Origin of the sequence: Pseudomonas sp. G11 (assembly GCF_029457515.1) — a bacterium.
In the GTDB taxonomy this organism is placed as follows: domain Bacteria; phylum Pseudomonadota; class Gammaproteobacteria; order Pseudomonadales; family Pseudomonadaceae; genus Aquipseudomonas; species Aquipseudomonas gorinensis.
Map to the genome: position 1 here is coordinate 5,940,991 of NZ_CP120377.1, position 16,736 is coordinate 5,957,726.

Consider the following 16,736-nt stretch of genomic DNA (forward strand, 5'->3'; position numbering starts at 1 on the left):
ATACCCGTGTGACAAGCCTTGGGCCAGGACGGCCCGAGGTGGCTGTAACAGCCTTGCGTGGGTGAATCGGTCCCCATCATCCGTTCGACTCACCCACGCGAGCCTGCTTTTGCTTCCCCGCTACTCCTGATCCTTGAGCCGCTCGGCAGCCAGCCGCTGTGCCAAGGCATCCGCATCGTCGACCGGCGGCTGCGGCAAGATCCGCAACGTCGCCTGCATCAGGCGCATCTGGCGGATAAACCGCCGACAGTTCGGGCAAAACATCAAGTGATGACGCACCAGCAGGCGCTCGCGAAAGGTCAATTGCCCATCGAGATAGTCACTGGAACGTGCCACTTGCTCTTTACAGGTCAACATTCGCCCGTTTCCTCAAAATGCTCCACCGTGGCGAAGACTTTAAGCCGCGCTCGATGCAGCAGCACACGAACGTTGGAGAGCGACAGCGTCAGAAGATTACAGATCTCTTCCAGTTCCAGGCCCTGGCGTTCGCGCAACACCAACACGCTGCCTTGCAACTCAGACAGACTCAGCAACGTATGCTCCAGGCACTTGCGCAGCTCTTCCTCGGTCAGCAGGGCTTCCGGCGTGTCCTGGTGCCAGGCATAGGGGGCGACGGCCCAGTGGCCATCTTCGGGCGAGAAACGCTCATCACCGATCGTCCCATGGGGCGAGGGCAAATCGTCGAGCAGCACTTCCCGGCGATTCTGTTTGTAACGGCTCTTGGCGGCGTTGGCAGTGATGGTCAGCAGCCAGGTCTTGAGACTGGAGCGTCCTTCGAACTTGGGCAGGTTGCGCACGACCGCCAGCCAGGCGTCCTGCACGATTTCATCGGCATGGCGCTGACCGACGATGGCATAGGCCACCGCGCGCATGGCGCTCTGGTATTGGGTGACCAATTCCTTGTAGGCCCGCTGCTCGCCCTTGAGCAAGCGTTCAAGCAGGTGCGCATCGTCCGCTGCCGCCATCGTCTACCTCGATTCCACCGTGGAAAACCCGATTCCCGTGTGAGCTGGCTTGCCTGCGATGCTGGCACCGCAGTGATGCAATCGCAGGCAAGCCAGCTCCCACATTGGATCGTGACCGACCGGTAGATCAGCGTTTGCGCAGGATCACGCTACCAATGGAGTACCCGGCGCCGAACGAGCTGAGCACCGCCACGGCGCCCTTGGGCAAGTCGTCCTGGTAGGTGTGGAACGCAATCACCGAACCTGCCGAACTGGTATTGGCGTAAGTGTCGAGGATCACCGGTGCTTCTTCCACCGTGGCTTCGCGGCCCAGCAGTTTCTTCACGATCAGGTGGTTCATGCTCAGGTTGGCCTGGTGCAGCCAGAAGCGCTTCACATCGGCCACATTCAGCTGGTTCTCTTCCAGGTGCACACCGATCAGCTCGGCGACCATCGGGCAGACATCGCGGAAGACTTTGCGGCCTTCCTGCACGAACAGCTTGTCGGGCGCTCCGATGCCCTCTTCCGCCGCACGGTTGAGGAAGCCGAAGTTGTTGCGGATGTTATTGGAGAACTTGGTCAACAGCTTGGTGCTCACCACCTCGAACTGGTGCTCGGAAGTTGCCAGGTCGGCGCGCTCCAGGATCACGGCCGTGGCGGCGTCACCGAAGATGAAATGGCTGTCGCGGTCACGGAAGTTCAAGTGGCCGGTGCAAACTTCGGGGTTGACCATCAGGATCGCCCGGGCCTGGCCCAGCTGGATGCTGTTGGCGGCATTCTGGATGCCGAAGGTGGCCGAGGAACACGCCACGTTCATATCGAAACCAAACCCCTCGATGCCCAGGGCTTCCTGGACTTCAATGGCGATGGCGGGGTACGCACGCTGCAGGTTGGAACAGGCAACGATCACGCCGTCGATATCGGCGGCGGTCTTGCCGGCGCGCTGCAGGGCTTGCTCGGCGGCACCAATAGCCATCTGGCACAGGACCGACCATTCATCGTTGCTGCGCTCGGGCAGGCGCGGGGCCATGCGTTGCGGGTCGAGAATGCCGTCCTTGTCCATGACAAAGCGGCTTTTGATACCGGAGGCCTTCTCGATAAAGGCTGCGCTGGACTCGGTCAGCGCCTGCACCTCGCCGCGCTCGATGGCAGCGGCGTTGTCGCTGTTGAACTGCTGCACGTAGGTATTGAAAGACTGCACCAGCTCTTCGTTGGAGATGCTGTTGGCCGGGGTGTACAAGCCAGTGCCGCTGATGACGACGTTATGCACGGTCGTTCCTCTAAATCTGTCAGGCAGAAGATATTGGTACCGTCGTACCAAACTGTAAGTAGTCCGATTCCCCACCGCGGGCACCAAACTGGCAACGCTTTATTCCATCGCGCCGCGGCTGCGCACCAGCCCATCACGACGATCCCGGCATTTATAACCGCGAAGTTTGCCACAAACCCAGGGATTTGGCGCCATATGCCACTGTTCAAAGCGCACCGATTTCTAATGTGGGAGGGGGCTACACCCCGATAGCGGTGTATCAGTCACAGAATCTTTGCCTGACACACCGCTATCGGGGGCAAGCCCCCTCCCACATTTGGACCTGCCCAGTCCTGGAGGCAGGGAGAGGCTTCAGGGTTCTACCTGGCTCCACTGCTTGCTCAGGCGCTTGTCGGAAATCGGTACCTTGGTGCCCAACTGCTGGGCAAACAACGACACGCGATACTCCTCCAACCACCAGCGATAGAGTTCCAACTGAGGGTCGCGCTTGCCTTCCTGGGCATGTTTGTTCAGGCGGTTCTGGTACTGCGCCCAAAGGCCGCCCAGCTCGGTGCTCCACACCCGGTCCTTTTGCACCTGGCTCGGCAGCTTCTCCAGGCGCAGCTCGATGGCCTTGAGGAAACGCGGCAGCTCCTTGAACCATTGCGCCGGGGTTTCCCGCACAAAACCGGGATAGACCAGATTGCTCAACTGTTGCTTGATATCGTTCAAGGCCACCGCCTGGGCCAGGTCGATCTTGCCTTTGAAGCGCTTTTGCAGGCCGTGCCAGAGCTTCAGCACCTCCAGGGTCAAGCGCGCCAGGCGTTCGGCGTGCTCGGTCCAGCTGCCACGCTTACGTTCGGCCAAGGCCGCCAGGCCGGCACCGTCGCGCGGCAGGCTGGCTTCGCCGTCCAGCACGCAACTGTCGAGGCTGGCCAGCAGGATGTCTTCCACCAAGGCATCGATACGCCCCAGTTCGCGGTACATCAGGCCCAATTCGGTCAGGCCGGGCAACTTGCCGCGCAGGAATTTCGCCGGTTCAGCCAGTTGCTGCATCAGCAAGCGTTGCAACGCGCGGCGGTGCTGGAATTCAGCCTCCGCGGCCGTTGAGAAACGCCCCTCCTTGACCGTGCCACCCTCCTCCACCAGCGCCGGGTACACCGTCATCGACAGCCCGGCGATCTTCTGCTGGGTCTTCTCGGCCACCGCCGCGAACGCCTTGGCTTGCACCGGTTGCTGGCTTTTCGCGGTCTGCGGCACGGCCAATGCGGCCTGGCTGGCTTCGGCAAAGCGCGCGGTCAGCTCGGCCAGGTCGCGGCCTTCGCCGAGGAACTTGCCCTGGCCGTCGACCACTTCCAGGTTCATCCTCAAGTGGCTGTCGACTTGCTGCGCGGCCTCGGCCCAGGCTTCATCACTGACCCGCGCGCCGGTCATGCGCAGCAGTTCGCGGCCCAATGCCTGGGGCAGCGAGCCCTGGCCAAATTCGATGCGTTGCAGCGCGGCCTTGACGAAATCCGGCACCGGCACGAAGTTTTTGCGCAGTGCCTTGGGCAGGTTACGCACCAGCGCGATGCACTTGGCTTCGATCACCCCCGGCACCAGCCATTCGAGACGCTCCGGCGGCAAGGCCGGCAGCAGCGGCGCCGGTACCCGCAGGGTCACGCCGTCGCGCGGATGGTTGGGCTCGAAGTGGTAACTCAGGGCCAGTTCCAGGTCGCCCAGGTGCAGGGTGTCGGGGTAATGTGCGGCAGTGACTTCGCTGGCTTCGCGGGCCAGCACGTCTTCTTCGCGCATGATCAGCAATTGCGGGTCTTTCTGGCTGTTGACCTTGTACCAGCTGTCGAAGGTGGCGGTCTGGTGGATCTCCGCCGGCAAGCGCGCATCGTAGAAGGCGTAGAGGGTTTCTTCGTCCGCCAGGATGTCGCGACGGCGCGCCTTGGCTTCCAGTTCGTCGAGCTGCTCCAGCAGTTGCTGGTTGGCCGCCAGGCACTTGGCGCGGGACTGAATCTCGCCGCGCACCAGGCCCTCGCGGATAAACAGCTCGCGGGACACCACCGGGTCGATGGGCCCGTAATGCACCGGCCGCCGACCGACCACAATCAGCCCGAACAAGGTGATCTGCTCGAACGCCACGACTTGGCCGCGCTTCTTCTCCCAATGGGGCTCGAAGTGGTTTTTCTTGATCAGGTGCCCGGCCAATGGCTCGATCCAGTCGGCATCGATCTTGGCCACCATGCGCGCATACAGCTTGGTGGTTTCCACCAGTTCGGCGGTCATCAACCATTGCGGGCGCTTCTTGCCGATGCCCGACGACGGATGAATCCAGAAGCGCCGCTGACGCGCGCCGAGGTAATCGCCGTCTTCGGTCTTCTGGCCGATCTGGCTGAGCAGGCCAGACAGCACCGCCTTGTGCAGTTTGGGGAAGTCCGCCGGTTCCTTATTGACCGTCAACTGCATGTCGCGACAGATCAAGCTCAACTGACGATGGGAGTCTCGCCACTCGCGCAGGCGCAAATAGTTGAGGAAGTTCTTGCGGCACCAGTTGCGCAGCGGGCTGGCGGTCAGTTCCTGGCGTTGTTCTTCAAAGCCGCGCCAGAGGTTGACCAACCCGGCGAAGTCCGAATCCGGGTCCTTCCATTGTGCGTGGGCCTGGTCGGCGGCCTGCTGGCGTTCCGGTGGGCGCTCGCGTGGGTCCTGGATCGACATGGCGCTGGCCACGATGAGTACTTCCTGCAAGCTGCCGAGCTTGGCGGCTTCCAGCAGCATGCGGCCCATGCGCGGGTCCACCGGCAGGCGCGCCAATTGGCGCCCCAGCGGCGTCAGCTGACTGTTGCGGTCGACGGCCGAGAGCTCCTGCAACAGGTTGAAACCGTCGCTGATCGCCTTGCCATCCGGCGGCTCGATAAACGGGAAGTCGGTGATTTCACCCAGGCGCAGGTGCAGCATCTGCAGGATCACGGCAGCCAGGTTGGTGCGCAGGATTTCCGGGTCGGTAAATTCCGGGCGCCCGATAAAGTCTTCTTCGCTGTACAAGCGAATGCAGATCCCCGGTTCAACCCGCCCGCAACGGCCTTTACGCTGGTTGGCGCTGGCCTGGGAAATCGCCTCGATCGGCAGGCGCTGCACCTTGGCGCGGTAGCTGTAGCGGCTGATGCGTGCGGTGCCGCTGTCGATCACATAGCGGATGCCCGGCACGGTCAGCGAGGTTTCGGCAACGTTGGTCGCCAGCACCACACGTCGTCCGGGATGGGACTGGAAGATACGCTGCTGTTCGGCCGGCGACAGGCGCGCGTACAGCGGCAGAATTTCAGTGTGCTTGAGCTGCGCCTTGCGCAGCATGTCGGCGGCGTCACGAATCTCGCGCTCGCCGGGCAAAAACACCAGCACATCGCCGGGGCTGCGCCGCTCGCTGCGCTCATAGGCGGCGATTTCATCGAGGGTGGCGAGGATGGCCTGGTCGACGGTCAAGTCATCTTCGACACGATTGCCCTCTTCGTCCTGTTCCAGGGTCAGTGGACGGTACCAAGTGTCCACCGGAAAGGTGCGGCCCGAAACCTCGACAATCGGCGCATCGTCGAAGTGCTTGGAGAAACGCTCCAGGTCGATGGTTGCCGAGGTGATGATCACCTTCAGGTCCGGACGACGCGGCAGCAGGGTCTTCAGGTAGCCGAGCAGGAAGTCGATGTTCAGGCTGCGTTCGTGGGCTTCGTCGACGATGATCGTGTCGTAGCGTTCGAGGTAGCGATCGTTCTGGGTTTCGGCCAGCAGGATGCCATCGGTCATCAGCTTGATCAGGGTGTTGGAGTCGCTTTGGTCTTCAAAGCGCACCTGATAGCCGACCAGCGCGCCCAGCGGCGTGGCCAACTCTTCGGCGACGCGACTGGCGACGCTGCGCGCGGCAATCCGGCGCGGCTGGGTATGACCGATCAGGCCGTGTTGGCCGCGGCCGATTTCCAGGCAGATTTTCGGCAGTTGGGTGGTTTTACCCGAGCCAGTTTCGCCCGCAATGATCAGCACCTGATGCTTGAGCAATGCTTCCTTGATCTCATCGCGCTTGGCGGCAATCGGCAGGCTGTCGTCGTAGCGAATCACCGGCAGGCTGGCACGCCGCGCCGTGACCTGGGCACAGGACGCCTGCATGCGCGTGACCCACTGCGCCAGCTTCTCCTCATCGGGCTTCTTGCGCAGCTCGAGCAACTGCCGCCGCAAGCGGTGGCGGTCGGCGAGCATGGCGTGGTCGAGGTTTTTCAGCAGTTGGTCGATAGCAGGCGCTTGGTCAGTCATCAGGTGCGTTTGGGTCGTCTATTTATGCAGGGGGCGGATTGTCGCAGAAAACCGCCGCCGCGCGCGCCCCTCATTCGTTATCGCGGTCCTTGCGCCGGTAAGGGAACACATCGATGACCTTGCCGGCCCGAATCGCGTCTTGCAGGCTTTTCCAGTAATCGGCGTTATACAGCTCGCCGTGCAGTTCATTGAACAGCTTGCGCTGGCCAGCGTCGGCAAACAGGAACGGCGGGAATTCTTCGGGGAACACATCCAGCGGGCCGATGGAGTACCAGGGCTCGGAGGCCATTTCATCCTCGGGGGTGCGGGGTGCGGGGATGTGGCGGAAATTGGCCTCGGTCAGGAAGCAGATTTCGTCATAGTCGTAGAACACCACACGGCCGTGGCGGGTGACGCCGAAGTTCTTCAGCAACATGTCACCGGGAAAGATATTCGCCGCCGCCAATTGCTTGATGGCCAGGCCGTAGTCTTCCAGGGCTTCGCGCACTTGAGCGTCGTTGGCGTTGTCGAGGTAGAGGTTGAGCGGGGTCATGCGCCGTTCGGTCCAGCAGTGGCGGATCAGCACGGTGTCGCCCTCCACTTCGACGGTGCCGGCGGCCACATCGAGCAATTCGGCCAGGCACTCGGGCTCGAACTTGCTCAAGGGGAAGCGAAAGTCGGCGAACTCCTGGGTATCGGCCATGCGCCCGACGCGGTCGACGCTTTTGACCAGGCGGTATTTCTCGATCACCGTGGCGCGGTTGACGTTTTTCGACGGCGAGAAGCGGTCCTTGATGATCTTGAACACGGTGTTGAAGCCCGGCAGCGTGAACACGCTCATGACCATGCCGCGCACGCCGGGGGCCATGATGAACTGGTCATCGGTGGTCGCCAGGTGGTTGATCAGCGCGCGGTAGAACTCCGACTTGCCGTGCTTGTAGAACCCGATGGAGGTGTACAGCTCGGCGATGTGCTTGCCCGGCAGGATGCGCTTGAGAAAGCCGATGAATTCCGCCGGTACCGGCACGTCGACCATGAAGTAAGAACGGGTGAACGAGAAGATGATCGACACATCGGCTTCATCGGTGATCAGCGCGTCGATCTGGATGCCGCGCCCTTCGCGGTGCAGCAGCGGGATGACCAGGGGCCACTGTTCTTCATGGGTGTAGATGCGTCCTACGAGGTAGGCGCCCTTGTTGCGGTAGAGCACCGAGGAAAACAGCTCGACCTTGAGCTCCGGGTCCTTGCAGACCCAATCCGGCAGGTTCTCGCGCAGTTGTGCTTCTAGGCGGCGCAGGTCGGCCGGCAAATCGGCATAGGGTTCGCTGAAGCGGTAGTCGGCGAAGATCTGCGCGAGCATATCGGTGATTTTGCCGGCCGGCGTGTAGATGCGGGTCTGCGCCGCTCGCGCCCGACGCAGGCTCGGCCGGGTCGTGTGGATGAACATGCAGCCGTCGCTGATCAGGTCATGGCTGAACAGGCCGCAGAAAATCGAGTTGTACCAAGTCTCGGACAGCTCATCGTCAAAGCGCAGGTCAATCAGGCCTATATAGGCGCTTTTCACCAGCGGCCAAACGTCGATATCCAGCAGCGTGGCCTCGTCGAAGGCAGCCCGCAGGCGCTCGGTCACTTCACTGACCTTCTCTTCATACAGGTTGATACGCGCCGCCGAGGCTGCCTGCCCCAGTTGCCACTGGGCTTTTTCGAAACGTTCGCGGGCGCCGTCGGTGATCTGGCGAAAGTGCTCGCGGTAATCGTCGAAGCCTTCAAGGATCATCCGCGCAATAGCGAGGGCGGGCGTGGATTGCGACATGCGGGAAACCTCGAACGGGCATCTGGAAGCCCTGAGCTTAGCCAGTGAAGAGTGACAGGAGAAGGATGATTTTTTCCGACGGGTTGTACAACTTCGCGCAGATCGTACATTTATTTTCAGTTTTTTTAATTCGACCATACGGTCAATAAACACCCCCTAAAGTCGCGTTTCGTACGTTAAACGTTTCATCTGAAAGCCTGTAACCACGTGGCCTGGCCGCAGCAGCCGAGGCAAACCCGCACGGCGACTGGTTTTCAGCATGTGTAAGCATTTCGATACAGCCTAAGGGAAACCCTGATTACCGCAGTGATGGCACTTTGATATATACCGCGCCCTCTCCCACCCTAACAAGGTCAGAAGACCGATCCGGGAACTGGTTTTAATCGCCCGAGGAGCACTGAGATGTCATTGAGGAACATGAGGATCGGGCTGCGCGCCAGTCTGAGTTTTGGGGTGTTGGCCAGCCTGCTGGTGATTGTCGGCCTGTTTGGTCTGGGTCAGATGGCCAAGCTGCGTGAAAGCGCCCTGGTGATCGAGGGGTCGTGGATGCCGAGCATCGAGAATATTCATGACAGCGCGGCCTACGTGGCCAGCATCCGTCTGGAAGCGTTGCGCCTGGCAACCACCGACGAGTCGCGCGTGCGTGACAACAGCAAAGGCCTGATCAGCCGCCAACGTACAGAATTGCAAACCCTGCTGGACCATCACGAAACCCTGCTCAGCAGCGACCAGGAGCGCGAACTGCTCAAGCAGGTCAAAGCCAACGTGAACACTTACCTCACCATCGTCGGGCAGATGATCGCCCTGGTGGATAAGGACCAGCAGCAGGACGCTATCGACCTGCTCAACAACCGCCTGGCGCCACAGGGTGGAATCCTCACCAAGAGCCTGGAGGACATGATCACCTTCAACCAGAACGGCGTGGAAGCCGCAACCGATGCAGCGGCACAGGTGTATACGCGCGCGCAGTGGATTGTCGGCCTGATCATCAGCGTTGCGCTGGTCGCCACCTTGCTGCTGGCCTGGCTGTTGACCCGCAGCATCACCGCGCCACTGGGCCAGGCCCTGAGCGTTGCGCGCACGATTGCCGCCGGAGACTTGAGCCAGCCCGTCGTGGTGCAGGGCCATGACGAACCGGCACAACTGCTGACAGCACTGGCAACCATGCAGGCGCAACTGCAAACCACCATCCGTGGCATCAGCGAATCGGCGCAGCAACTGGCATCGGCGGCTGAAGAAATGAGTTCGGTGATGGAACAGAGCACACGTGGCCTGCAAGCGCAGAACGACGAGATCGAACAGGCCGCGACCGCCGTGACCGAGATGAGCGCGGCGGTGGATGAAGTGGCGGGCAATGCGGTATCCAGCGCCGAAGCGTCCCAGGCGTCCGACGAAGACAGCAAGCACGGCCACTACCAGATCAGCGAAACCATCAGCTCGATCCAGAACCTGGTGGACGAAGTGCTCGGCGCTTCGAACAAAGCCGAGGGCCTGGCGATGCAGGCCCAGGACATCAGCAAGGTGCTGGAAGTGATCCGCGGCATTGCCGGGCAAACCAACCTGCTGGCGCTCAACGCCGCCATTGAAGCCGCCCGCGCGGGTGAGGCCGGGCGTGGCTTTGCGGTGGTCGCCGATGAAGTGCGCTCACTGGCCCAGCGTACCCAGGATTCCACCGAAGAAATCGAGCAGATGATCGCCGGCATTCAGCAAGGCACCCAGGACACCGTCAGTGCCTTGAACAGCAGCGCCGAGCACGCCGGCCAAACCTTGCAACGGGCCAACAACGCCGGCAGCGCCCTGGAAAAAATCACCGCTGCCATCTCGCAGATCAGCCAGCGCAACCTGGTGATCGCCAGCGCCGCCGAGCAACAAGCGTTGGTGGCCCGCGAAGTGGACCGCAGCCTGGTGAATATCCGGGACCTGTCGACCCAGACCGCCGCTGGCGCCACCCAGACCTCGGCCGCCAGCCAGGAACTGTCGCGCCTGGCGGTGGACCTGAATGGGCTGGTGACGCGGTTTGTTCTGTAATCCATAGAAAGGTCATGTAACACTCGCCGGCTTATTGAGGTAGGAGCGTTACGTGAGACCTGTCGACACCTTGTACTTGCTGGGGCTCGCCGCCATCTGGGGCGCGAGTTTCCTGTTCATGCGCATCATCGCGCCAGAGATTGGCACGGTGCCGACCGCGTTTTTCCGCGTGTCGATTGCCGCCGCAGGGTTGTTGGTGATCCTGGCGATGATGCGCGTGCGCTGGGACTTCCAGGGCAAGTTCAAGACCGTCCTGCTGCTGGGGGTGATCAACTCCGGGATTCCCGCGACGATGTATTCGGTGGCCGCCCAGGTGCTGCCAGCGGGTTACTCGGCGATCTTCAATGCCACCACGCCGTTGATGGGGGTGTTGATCGGCGGGCTGTTCTTCAGCGAGCGGCTGACCCCGTCGAAAATCGCCGGGGTGTGCCTGGGGCTTTTCGGTGTAGGCGTACTGACCCGCGCGGGCCCGGTGGCGTTTGACCTGGAATTATTGATGGGCGCGCTGGCCTGTTTGCTGGCGACTACGTGTTATGGCTTTGCCGGGTTCCTGGCGCGCCGCTGGCTGGACCAGCAGGGAGGATTGGACAGTCGTCTTTCCGCCCTGGGCAGCATGCTCGGCGCCACGTTGTTCCTGCTGCCGTTGTTTATCTACAGCGCCATCAGCCATCCGCCCGCGAGTTGGGGTGGGTGGCAGGTGTGGTTGTCGCTGCTGGGCCTGGGGCTGGTGTGTACGGCGTTTGCCTATGTGTTGTACTTCCGCTTGCTCACTGCGATTGGCCCCGTGAGATCGATGACCACCACTTTCCTGATCCCGCCGTTCGGCGTGCTGTGGGGGGCGTTGCTGCTCGACGAGCCGTTATCAATGGCGCATCTGTATGGCGGGGTGTTGATTGCGGGGGCGTTGTGGTTGGTGTTGCGGCCAAAAAAACTATAAATAAGCCAGCCTGGATGCTTTTATCCATAATTGTAAAAAACAGCAGCGACGGAAACCTGCAAGGAAAGGGATAAATCTTACCGCAGTCTTCCGCTAGGAGGCACGTCGTGTATTATCCTGAGCGTATTCGACTCAATGTCGAGTCGCGCCAAGTTGCGTAGAGGGGAACCACATGGGCTTTTTTGATAATTTCCCAAGATTTTATAAAACCAGCCAAACCAGCCCGTTTCCAGACCGCCTGAATTCGCGGTTTTGCGCAATAATGGAGCGGAATATCGAGTTAATAAAAGGCAAGCGCGTTCTTGATATAGCAAGTCACGACGGGCGTTGGTCATTTGCTGCCCTACAAGCAGGTGCGGCCCATGTTACGGGTATCGAACCCCGGCAAGAGTTGATTAACAACGCCATTGATACGTTTAACGAGTATGGTATCGAACCCTCACGTTTTAATTTTTTGTGCGGCGATGTATTCGACCACCTCAGCAACAAAGAATTTGATATCGTTTTTTGCCTCGGGTTTTATTACCACACTATTCGACATGCTGAATTATTTGACTTGATCGAACGTACCGGCGCAAAACTTGTGGTAATCGACACCGAAGTGACACCGGTAGTCGATGAGTTACCGGACATTGAAAACAGCGATCCTCGCGTTGTATTTGCCAACCCTCATGGCGTCCAGCTCCTGCTTGACCCAGTGGAAGACCAGCAAATGGCTTACTCCGACTCACTGACGCGAAACGGAAAAACCCTCGTCGGACGCCCGTCAAGAAGCGCCATACGCTTTATTGCTAAACACTTTGGATATGCGACAGAGACGTTCGACTGGAACACATTCATTTTAGAGAACCCTGAAATTGAAAGTGCAATGGTGGACTACAGCGAAGGCTGGAGAGATACGTTTTACTGTTCAAAATAAGAGTCAGTATGAATAATGTCTGAGCACAGGTAGTAAGTTAAAAACATTCAATCCATACCCCCCCTCTACCGTATGGCTCCGGTATTAAATCATATATCCGAATCGGATATATGCTCCACTTGAGTTTTTTACCCCAAACAAGCGGTTGGCTATCTGCCGACCTCACTCTAGCCCTTCAGCCGTGAACCGGATTGATTTGTTCTTGTTCACAGGACTACTGATGAAACCGTATTCATGCAATCGGCTCACGGTCTCGAAGTCGAGCTTTTTCCACGCATTGCCGTTATCAAAACTGAAGGTTACCAACAGGGGCAACACGGCTTCCTCAATCCGTTTATCATCGTATTCCATGATCGTTGCTCCGCCTGTATTCTTTAACCTCATCGTAAACCCCACCAGCCATGAAGATGGATAGAATATTAACTATACGATACTGGTGAGCATTTCCAGGACAGTAAAGCTTAAAGAGCCGCCGGCAGGCACTCAAGGGTGTGGTGTAACCACGTATAGGGCCCCACTGTAAAGTTGGGCACTAGCCGTCGTACCTTTGGGCGTGTCACTGAACAACCAGTTCTTTCTTAGGATCCCAAAGGGCCTGATAGCTCTTTCGTCAGGTTGTTGTCGATTGGCAGATGTACTCCTCGATGTACTGCTCAAGTTTGTTCCAGTTGCTCGCCAGGTAGTTGATGGCTTTGCCTGTTGATCAGGTCCTGTGTGATGTCGGCCGGCCCCCCTCGCCTTTGGGTTGCACTTTTTGCGCTTCGACAAATTTTCGCCGTGCATGCCCCCAGCAACCTAAACGCTCAACCCCTGCCTGCGTGCCCAGCGCTTTGTAACCAGCGTAATCGTCGGCCATCACGTAGCAGCGATAGCCATCAAGCAGGCGCGTCGGCACTTCCTGCGCCCCACTGATGGGGTAGTAGAAAAGGATCACTGGTTTGTAGAGCGGGCCGCCGGTTTGCGCACACTACTTGTCTCTCGATCAGGCTCTTTCAACACCTGTACCCGAGTTTCATCGCAATGGATGATGCGGCTTTCCAGCAACTGGTCGCGCATTAAATTCAGCGCTGGCTGTAAGTGTTCGCCGCACTGGATAACCCAGCGGGCCAAGGTCTGACTCGGGATATCGATTCCATGGTAGCCCCGTAGCATTTCGAAACGGGGAAGCGGCAAACCGTCCACGTATTTGATGGTCTGCAGCATCGCTAGCACGCTTGGGCAGGCCATGCTTTTCTGAATCAGTTGAGCCGGCTTGTCCGCCGTGGCCGGTGCCGTTTCACAGGCACGGCAATGTAGACCTTACGAAAATGTTTGATCACTCGGATCTACATCGGCAGGGTTTCAAGCTGCTCGCTGACCTGCTCGCCGATAGCGTGTTTGCGGCAGCCGCACGCATAGGTCAGTTCATTCCCGGACAGTTCATGGATGACTTGATGCAAGGGAGATCGGCCGGCAGCAGTTTGCGCTTACCAATCCGCAGTGGTCGGCGCAACAGCTCCCTCTTCGGCGGCTTAATCGATGAGTTCTACGACGCTTTCCGCTTCATTGAACAAGGCTAGCTGCAGCGTTTCCGGGTCAGCCACTTGCTCAGACCTGCGTCCGAACAGGCGCTGACGCAACAGCGAATTTTCTCCTTTGATATCCACTTCGACCAGGCCATCAATGGATTTCGAAAGTCGACGAGCTTAGCGTAGAGATAGACTTTTTTACTTTTTACGTCGGGTCGCATCATGGCGGACCGGCTCATGAGGGAATCGGAAGCACAGCATCGGGGATTAGGTGGCCACTTTGAATGTCGAATGTCGGGTTAATGGAGCGCTTAGAAATCTGCAAGACACATTGGCTTGGCCCCCGTAATATGTCCTGCCTGCGCCAAACCAATGTGCGAAATTGCTGTGACAGATGTTGTCAATGGTCTTCTAAAGTGGGCATGACACTCATAGTGTGCCGGGTTCCCGTTTCAATAATGACAATTGCAACAGCGTCTGGTTTGAACTTCTCAATGAGGTCAGTACGAAAGAAACCGTCCTGCACATGCGCCATGACAATCGTATCAAAGTGCTCTTTCAGAAGTGGCAGCAACTCAGTTGAGAATGAGTCCCTCAGAAGGAGTAGCGTCTTTCCGGTTTTAGCGTCGGTATGAAGAACCTGCGGCCCAACCCAGCTATGGTTGTCACTCAGGAAGGTCGTTTTTTCAGGAGGATGGGTCACCATCCCCGCAAACGAGACCCGATCATGCGGGACGAAATCCGCTATCCCAAGCATCAATGACAAATCTCTGGGAATCCCTGCCTTTGAGAGCCCAACCGGTGTAAACGCAGTCAACGGCAACGGCTGCATGCCGGCAAAGTCTTTAGACAATCTGGTCATTAACTGTTTGTAAGCAATATAAGCGCCCAATCCCGTCCAATGCGTGTCGTACTCATCATAGAGCTTTTGATTGTGTCGCTCTTGGAAAATGGCTTCACGAGGATCTACGATTTGATCGAACCCTGCTTTTTTTGAAGCACTGATGATTTCATCAACTTCAGTATTAACTCTATGCCCAGGCATCCAACTAGGTCGATTTTCGGGATAGATATCCTCCTTCACAGGAGCTACCATGAAATAAAATTTCGCGCCTCTTTTGTTCAGGTAATCCACGCGTTGACGAAACCCACTTACCCAAGCATCAATATTTGGTTTATCCAGAATTAAATCACCTGACATAAGTACCAAGTGACTACCATCATCATAAAATAGCCAGCCGTTCTGGCCGACAATAATCCTTTTCGAACCCGAATATCCGAGTTTGTAACGAATAAAATTCAACGCCGCAATCATATGTGCACGCAGTGGAAACTGGTCGATTGCGAAGGCGTCCAACTTTGCCGGCAATATCGCCCAGTCAGCGAGACTTTTCGGAACCCCGGGTGCACTTGCGAGTACCCGGTTCTCAGACATACCTGGCTCAGCAACATTGAACAAAGGAAACAAGTGGATGACGAAAACGACCACCAGTACTCCAACAACCAAAGACCACCAATGATAAGTACGTCGGGTCTTTATAGACAGCTCACTACTTTCGGATGCATGGCTCATTTATGCGCCTCAGAATCGGAAATATAGAAATGGGTTAAGAGAGCTGCTTGCAAGTAGCACCACACAACAAACCAGCCCACCCACCAACAAAAAAACAGGCAGAGCATGAACATCCGCGGCATCTCGACCATGCATGCCGGGTTCCGTAGACCCATTGATTCTCGTTAGATTTAGCTGTGCGCAGACCCACGGAATAATAGGGAATGACAGAGCAATTCCTGCGGCCAGCGCAACTATTGTTTCAGGCGTCATCCAGACCATCATGGGTTGCCATTCATGCTGGGGACTGTCGAAACCCGCTAGCGCCTTGATAATGACCCATGCGTCATCAAAACTATCGGCCCTGAAATACACCCAGCCAACCATGACCACCAGTAACGTGTAGAAGCGCGCCAAAATAACAGGGACGGCCTCGAGTACTCTTTTCAAAAATACTCTCTCCAATACAACGAACACACCATGAAACATCCCCCAAAAAATAAATGTCCATGCTGCACCGTGCCAGAGCCCCGTCACAAAAAATACAATCAGCAGGTTTCGAATTGTCGAAACCTCTCCCCCCCGACTGCCACCCAGTGGTATATAAACATAATCTCTGAACCAAAAAGAAAGAGACATATGCCAACGCCGCCAAAACTCTGTGATCGACGTTGAGGAGTATGGATAGTCGAAATTTTTAGGAAATCTGAACCCCAACATAAAGGCGAGACCGATCGCCATATTAGAGTAGCCACAAAAATCAAAATATATCTGTATTGTATAGGCAACTGTACCAATCCAGGCAACTGTAGACGTCACTCCCGATGGATCAAGACTAAACAAATGATCAGCTGCCGGCGCGACCGAATTTGCGATCATTACCTTTTGACATAGCCCCACAATGAAATACTGAACACCCAGGCCGAACTTTTCTACACCCACTGTTCGATGATGCAATTCAGTCTCAATGTCGGTATATCGAACAATCGGGCCCGCGACTAAATGCGGAAACATCATCACATAAGTAGACAGCCGCACGATACTATTTTCAGGGCGGATCGTTCGTCTATATACCTCGACAAGGTAGGACACTAACTGAAAAATAAAAAATGAAATACCAAGTGGCAGATGCATGCCAAGGTGGGGAGACTCAACACCTAAAACCCCGAAGATGATATCAACCAAAAATTGGCTATACTTAAAAACGCCTAACACTAAAAGATTGACAATAACAAACACACCCAGCGCCCACCTACGAAGTGGTCCGACTGCTGAATCTATTATCTTTCCCGCACTAAAATTAATTATCAACATAGCCATCAACAGCAATAAATACAGCCCTTCCCCCCAAACATAAAATACTGCGCTGGCAGTAAGTAAAAATGCGTTTCTGACCCCCGTCAAATAGTAAAACAAAAGAAAAACAGGTAAGAAGTAAAAAATAAACACGACCGAGCTGAAAACCATTTCTTATTCGTCCATAGTAAATTTTTTGCGGAAATCTACCACAAAACTGCGACAAC

11 protein-coding genes and 1 pseudogene are annotated in these 16,736 nt (G+C 57.3%); 3 read left to right on the plus strand and 9 right to left on the minus strand.

The genetic code is table 11. The features are described from left to right. Positions 1-120: 120 nt before the first annotated feature. From P2T68_RS27235 to aceK, 5 genes are all read right to left on the minus strand, one after another. Positions 121-357, minus strand: a complete 237-nt coding sequence (locus tag P2T68_RS27235) for a zf-HC2 domain-containing protein (protein WP_024076813.1) — start codon at positions 355-357, stop codon at positions 121-123. Further along, a complete protein-coding gene (locus tag P2T68_RS27240; protein ID WP_069076803.1) occupies positions 351-965 on the minus strand; it encodes an RNA polymerase sigma factor in 615 nt (204 codons plus the stop codon). The genes P2T68_RS27235 and P2T68_RS27240 overlap by 7 nt, the downstream gene beginning before the upstream one ends. A gap of 127 nt (positions 966-1,092) precedes the next feature. Continuing rightward, the gene (locus tag P2T68_RS27245; protein ID WP_024076815.1) at positions 1,093-2,214 is read right to left on the minus strand and encodes a beta-ketoacyl-ACP synthase III; all 1,122 of its coding nucleotides are present in this window, start codon (positions 2,212-2,214) and stop codon (positions 1,093-1,095) included. A gap of 351 nt (positions 2,215-2,565) precedes the next feature. Further along, positions 2,566-6,477 (minus strand): ATP-dependent RNA helicase HrpA, encoded by a 3,912-nt coding sequence (gene hrpA, locus P2T68_RS27250; protein WP_193689644.1) that lies wholly within the window; start codon positions 6,475-6,477, stop codon positions 2,566-2,568. A 70-nt stretch (positions 6,478-6,547) separates the two neighbouring features. Further along, on the minus strand, positions 6,548-8,269 hold the full coding sequence (aceK, locus tag P2T68_RS27255) for a bifunctional isocitrate dehydrogenase kinase/phosphatase (protein WP_024076817.1): 1,722 nt from the start codon (positions 8,267-8,269) through the stop codon (positions 6,548-6,550). 402 nt (positions 8,270-8,671) lie between these two features. On the opposite strand from aceK, the gene P2T68_RS27260 reads away from it, so the two are divergent. The 3 genes from P2T68_RS27260 (at position 8,672) to P2T68_RS27270 (ending at position 12,153) form a co-directional block, all read left to right on the plus strand. Then, positions 8,672-10,297, plus strand: coding sequence for a methyl-accepting chemotaxis protein (locus P2T68_RS27260; RefSeq protein WP_168232623.1), 1,626 nt, complete (start codon positions 8,672-8,674; stop codon positions 10,295-10,297). A 52-nt stretch (positions 10,298-10,349) separates the two neighbouring features. Beyond that, the gene (locus P2T68_RS27265; protein ID WP_277378553.1) at positions 10,350-11,234 is read left to right on the plus strand and encodes a DMT family transporter; all 885 of its coding nucleotides are present in this window, start codon (positions 10,350-10,352) and stop codon (positions 11,232-11,234) included. Between the two features lie 172 nt (positions 11,235-11,406). Next, entirely contained in the window at positions 11,407-12,153 is a 747-nt protein-coding gene (locus tag P2T68_RS27270; RefSeq protein WP_069076799.1) for a methyltransferase domain-containing protein, read from the plus strand. A 162-nt stretch (positions 12,154-12,315) separates the two neighbouring features. Here P2T68_RS27270 and P2T68_RS27275 read toward each other — a convergent pair whose 3' ends face one another. The 4 genes and pseudogenes from P2T68_RS27275 to P2T68_RS27290 all read right to left on the minus strand — a co-directional run bounded on the left by P2T68_RS27275 (position 12,316) and on the right by P2T68_RS27290 (position 16,680). Continuing rightward, complete coding sequence (locus P2T68_RS27275; protein WP_069077445.1) at positions 12,316-12,504, minus strand: DUF6429 family protein; 189 nt, start codon at positions 12,502-12,504, stop codon at positions 12,316-12,318. 110 nt (positions 12,505-12,614) lie between these two features. Beyond that, positions 12,615-13,817 (minus strand): annotated as a pseudogene (locus tag P2T68_RS27280) (IS66 family transposase). Between the two features lie 244 nt (positions 13,818-14,061). Beyond that, positions 14,062-15,234 (minus strand): hypothetical protein, encoded by a 1,173-nt coding sequence (locus P2T68_RS27285; protein WP_193689646.1) that lies wholly within the window; start codon positions 15,232-15,234, stop codon positions 14,062-14,064. 9 nt (positions 15,235-15,243) lie between these two features. Beyond that, positions 15,244-16,680, minus strand: a complete 1,437-nt coding sequence (locus P2T68_RS27290) for an MBOAT family protein (protein WP_069076795.1) — start codon at positions 16,678-16,680, stop codon at positions 15,244-15,246. Positions 16,681-16,736: the final 56 nt, after the last annotated feature.